The 5,467-nt window shown below is 55.0% G+C and carries 4 protein-coding genes; all 4 read left to right on the top strand.

Features of this window, described 5'->3' with window-relative positions; translation table 11 throughout:
• Positions 1 to 1,421: hypothetical protein (locus tag B5D61_RS25340; protein ID WP_217699075.1), on the top strand; the 1,421-nt coding region annotated here is incomplete at its 5' end.
• The gene (locus B5D61_RS25335) at positions 1,403 to 2,317 is read left to right on the top strand and encodes a hypothetical protein (protein ID WP_078816226.1); all 915 of its coding nucleotides are present in this window, start codon (positions 1,403 to 1,405) and stop codon (positions 2,315 to 2,317) included. The genes B5D61_RS25340 and B5D61_RS25335, both read left to right, overlap by 19 nt.
• A 363-nt stretch (positions 2,318 to 2,680) precedes the next feature.
• Positions 2,681 to 4,489, top strand: coding sequence for a hypothetical protein (locus B5D61_RS25330; RefSeq protein WP_078816225.1), 1,809 nt, complete (start codon positions 2,681 to 2,683; stop codon positions 4,487 to 4,489).
• A gap of 10 nt (positions 4,490 to 4,499) precedes the next feature.
• A complete protein-coding gene (locus tag B5D61_RS25325; protein ID WP_139373508.1) occupies positions 4,500 to 5,276 on the top strand; it encodes a hypothetical protein in 777 nt (258 codons plus the stop codon).
• The last annotated feature ends 191 nt before the right edge of the window (positions 5,277 to 5,467 follow it).

The following is a 5,467-nucleotide window of genomic DNA, read 5'->3' as shown; positions in this document are numbered from 1 at the left end:
GGAAGGGGCGCATGAGGCTCAAGTCCAATGTCAACCTGCCTCAAGGCTATAAGCTCACCTGCCTGAGAGTCCGAACCACCGCCACGGTGCCGCTGGAGCCTCAGAAAGTCGTGATCGGAACCTCCGTCTTTGAGATCCCCAAAAACGGCAAACTTTCCGCCGAAATCCCTGCCGATGAACGCCTCATGCCGCCAGAACTGGCTTGGGGTGGCCAACGGTATGTGAGCACGCGGGCGATGCACGTGGAATTGAGGGATATCAAAGACCACGCCAATATCGGCGATGATGTTACCATTACGAACTGGGACACGGCGCAAGAGATCGCAGACGACAATATCGCTTGGATTGAAGCACACTCGTCGCCGACCGATGCTGCTCCACGAATGCCACAACTGGAGTTGAGAATCCCTGGTCTTGGGGAGGGCATGACAATTGAGGCGAAGATCGAGGTGCAATACGACCGAGGAAACGGCCAACGCACAGCAAGAAATCAGCCGGAAGATCGGGTTAGAATACCAGACAACGGAAACTTCGCCCAGGTCAATGGAGACACTTGGAACCTCTACAGTGAAGCTGACTGGCAAACAGAACTTACGCAACGCGGCTTCTTTGGCGGCGAGGCAACGCTCACTTACCGGCTCATGAACGGGCAGAATCAGGCGCTGACAACTCAAACGATCCGCTTCCGTATCGGCGGCAGGAATCCTGATGCCGTGAGAGCAAAGACGCACATTGAAACACTCAACAACGCTGGGCCGCAGGGGCCGTTGTGGTTCGCATACGCAATAGCAAAGTCTGAATCCAGGGACTACAATGGAGCGGGAACTCGATACAACCAGTTCTGGCAACTCCCACGGGATGCGAATGACACTACCTATCGAACTGCACGTCAGACTCATGCTGGGCGGCCAGTTTGGGGCAATGACGGTGGAACAACTCCAGGAGGCTACGGAATGTTCCAGGTCACCGGAACCGCCGCTGACTCTACAGACAACATTCCGCGTCAACAAATATGGAACTGGCAAGAGAATGCTTCGGCGGGATTGGCGATCTTGGAAAGTAAACGGACTAGCGCCGATACTTGGATGACTCGGCAAAAAAACGCAGACAATGCAAACGGAGTGGCTTTGCCAAGCCTCACAGTTCGCAATGTGACTTTTGCGGAGAACTCCAACCGCACGATGAACAACGCTGTCACAATGAAGGCTTGGAACGGAGCAAGTGCGGCACCCGCTGGCTTTACCGATCCTGATGGCGCTGCCACTGGTTTTATTATTGATCCACAAAGCGGTGGTCACTTTTGCTATTGGAAGAACTTAGCTTCAGGAACAAACAAATGGGCATTGAGCCGATACAACGATCCACCCGATCCCATCCAACCATTCAACTACGTCGATAGAGTATGCCAAGAAGTCGAATAGCTCTTTGGGTCGCGCTTTTTGCGTGGCCTTCGATAGGCCTTGCACAACAGGTCAGTGGAATCACTGATTACCTGAAACCAATCGTATCCAAAATCGCAGCCGATCCAAATGCAGGAGGGTGGACATGGGAGACGAACGGCAACGGCGGCTATGTTTTGCGCTTGGCGATGGACGTTACGGGCGATGGTGTCCCTGAGCAGTTCGTCACATCATCGCTCATTGCTGCCAAGAATGTCGCAGAATGGACAGTCTTTGATGTGAAACACGATGGAACAATGCGGCCATACGGAAGGTCAATCCGACTGCCAGCCGACAGTGTTTGGCCCAGCGCCGAAGCAAACCTGACATCTCTTGTTTATCTAGCCGCCCCTGAGCGTGAACGGGAACAGGCGAGCGAGGAGAAATCCTATCCTGTTTATCGCTTTGTGTTCACCTTCCCTGAGATAAAGAAAACTCTGACATATGCCAGCGAGTCAGAAGCAGCCAAACTCCGCCCATCTGACCCAAGCCAACTGCCCAAGCTGCAAGCAATCCTGCTGGCCGATTATCTCACGAAGCCAGATGTGAAATGGGCCGATGTGATTGAGTGGAAGCTAGATGCTAACGGCTGCTTCTTCCGCCCAGAAGACAAGGAACGCGCTGCTAAGAACACTGCCTTTACTCCACAAGCGGCGTTGTCCCTGCTCAGAGCAAATCAGCCGTCTTCGCCAGATAGCAGCGAACATGCAGCACCAGCATCGAAGCCGCTGCCAAGCGGACAACGAACGACACCGGAGGCAACCGAGCAGAAGCTCTCAACATCAATAGCGGTTGAAGAACTAGCTTTGCCAACGTGGTGGCTGGTGATCGCGGCAGCGCTTGGCCTGCTGTGGGTGTTGTTCAAGAAGCGGAAGTGAATTGGCTTGCCGGGTTCGTGCGTCGCTCCGCTGGAGCTGTTGCGTCGGCCAGCAAGTCCGGGTGCAAACGACTGCTTTGTCACACCCCATGCGATGGGGTGCCTCTTGCGGCTTTCCGTAACACCGCAACCGTCAGACGTTCATCGGTGAACCACGAGAGGGGCTGGAGAAGTCAGAGGTCGGGTGCTCCAACACCAACTCGCGAGCAGCACGGTGAGGAGGAGCAGGGTCCACCGTTGCCAATGGGGATCGGTTTCTTGGAGAGTCTGCACCTGTTCGGTTTCGAGCTGGGGAGTTTCGGCGAAGGCTGCGGCGGCGGAGAGGAGGGTTTCTTCGCCTTCGGAGATCTCGAAAAAGCCGGGTGTGGCGGGGGCGCGTAGCCTCGATCCCAACGATGCCCTCGGCCCCAATGGCGCTGCGGGTGATTTCGATGGCGATGGCCAAGGCAACCAGGTGGAGTTTTTCAACAACACCCCTGGCAATGTGTCGAATGCAGACTCCGGCATGCGTCCCCCTACCGATCCGAACACGCCCAATCCCGAAGACTTCCAACTGTCGTTGGATTTCGCGGATATCGGTGTGAATTACATCGAACACTGGAATTTCACCGAGGAAACCTTCGAGCCTTATTCTGCCTCTCTCTATCAGAATGGCGGGGGCTATCTGGACGAGTTATTTGGCGACGAAGTTCCCACCTTGTCGGCTCTGAAAAGGATGGCCAAATTTTCCAATCAGTCGCTCTTGAGCTATCCGCTGGATTCGGCCTACCCCTATCTTGACGATCAGAGTGCCTCTGTTCAGGTTTCCGCTGAAACAGGCGAACCGTCTTCTCGGTCTTACGGATGGCGGAAGGGGCGCATGAGGCTCAAGTCCAATGTCAACCTGCCTCAAGGCTATAAGCTCACCTGCCATAGAGTCCGAACCACCGCCACGGTGCCGCTGGAGCCTCAGAGAGTCGTGATCGGAACCTCCGTCTTCGAGATCCCCAAAAACGGCAAACTTTCCGCCGAAATCCCTGCCGATGAACGCCTCATGCCGCCAGAGCTGGCTTGGGGTGGCCAACGGTATGTGAGCACGCGGATGGTGCCCATTGACTTAAAGATTTGGAACGGTCAGGACGCCGCTACTGAAGTGGCTGATAAAACAGGTGTTGGAGCTTTCACCGTCGCCAACCTCAACGACACCGACGGAGACGGCACCATCGACAAGGACGACAACGATGTGCCCGGTGAAAAAGACCTGATGAAGCTATATGTCGGTGGCTACGCCGGACTCACTGGCAAGGTGAAGCTCACCGTTAAAAGCGGCAGCGTGAAGTTCTGGGAGGACAAGGAGAAGAAGAACAAGCCCATCGCACTTGATGGCAATGGAGCTGTGTTGTTCGACATCCCCGCAGGAGGAATGAACAAGACCATTTGGGTTGAAGCCACTGCCGCAAGCGGTGCAGTGCGAGACATTGAGATTTGGGAAGGATACCAACCCGCACAAGGCGCACTCCAAGACGGCACAGACAAGGTAAAGGCAACTGCCATCTGGGTTGATCCAGGTGCCAATCCTATCATCACGGCGGGCAACGCAGTTCCGGGGAATCTTGATGATGCTACCGCCAAAGGAACATTCCAAAACGCGCATGACTCAAAGTTCGGCATCTTTAATGCAAGCCCAGGAAAAGCGCAGTTCTCGTATTCGATTGGCTTCGAGTTCAAAGTGAAGCCCACAGGCGTTGGGAGTGAGCCAGGCATTAAGTTTGATGTGTCACGGCAGCGTGAAACTGCATACTGGGGCAAAGACAATCAAGGATGGCTAGCAGGTCAGGCGGGAGCATTCCCCACCAATCCTGATGAACCCAATGATGACAATCACTCCGCAGACGAAGACAACACCCCGACCAACGATCACATTTACTCGCTCGATAATCCTGCCATTCCCTTCTTGCCTGCACCGTGGGAGCGCATTGTGAAGCGCGGAAACTTCCGTGAGTTTGTGCGGGTGAGATTCGACGGACAGGCATTCCAGAATCAGAACGGAACGGTTGAAGGCTCGCGCTGCGCAAACTTTCAGAACTGGCGAATGAGAGGAGACATCAGCAACTCAAACGGCGCTTGGAACCTGTCACCTGGTGGCTCTAACGAGCTTCAAGGCGGTCATGTTCCCCTTGGCAACCATCCATAGAGCATTCGTCATGAACACTCCGCACACAATCACCCTCATCGTTGTGCTTCTAGCTCAATGTCTAGTGGCTCAGACACCTTCACGAGAACAGTCGCTTGCTGGCATTAACCGAGAGGCAGTCCTCAAAGAACAGATTGAGAAGTTCAGCACTGCTGCTGAGCATGAACTCATTGCAGTGGCAAGCAGCCCATCAGCCCAGCGCGACTCTCGCATTGCAGCAGCGGTGCTCCTGTTGAAGATGCACAAGACACAACAGTCTTCAGATGCGGCAATCGCAGTAATGAGCCTGCAAATGCCTGCTGGTTTGAATGATTGGGAAGGTGCAAGCGATTGGAGGCTATCATATCCAGTAGCGGCGGAAGCGTCGTTGCGTTTTGATCTGATGCCACAGATCATCGAACGCACACTCAACGGCACCCTGCCTGAATCCGTCGTGGGCTTTGTATTGCTCCGCTATCAAACCGACAATCATGCGCCGGACGAGCATCTTGCGGCGCTTCTAAAGACGAACCTCACGCTCGAACGACGCCAACGAGGCAAGCGATTGGTTGCGATCTTGAAAGGTGAAACACCAAAGGAAACCCCGAGCAACGAGGCGCTTGAAAAGCCCGCATCAACACCCGTCGTCGTTGTGCAGCCATCATCACCAAAGAAACCCGACGGTGCAACGCCCACCACACAGGCACCGAGCGAGGAACCGACTTCATCAACGCCGTGGAGCATCATCGTGGTGTTGATCGTGGCGGCAACTGGCCTTCTGTGGTTGCTGCTCAAACGACGTTCGTGAGCGTGACAAAGTGCAACGCAGCTCGGGCCTGCAACGCCTCATCCAACCGCGCCTTGTGCACGAGCTGGGCAGTCATCGGCAAAGCCGATGACTCGTCACGATGCGACAACCAGCTTCCCGGGCCCCAATGGCGCTGCGGGCGATTTCGATGGCGATGGCCAAGGCAACCAGGTGGAGTTTTTCAACAACAC

Source organism: Prosthecobacter debontii (genome assembly GCF_900167535.1).
Classification (GTDB): domain Bacteria; phylum Verrucomicrobiota; class Verrucomicrobiia; order Verrucomicrobiales; family Verrucomicrobiaceae; genus Prosthecobacter; species Prosthecobacter debontii.
This window is presented reverse-complemented; position numbering and strand designations above follow the sequence as displayed.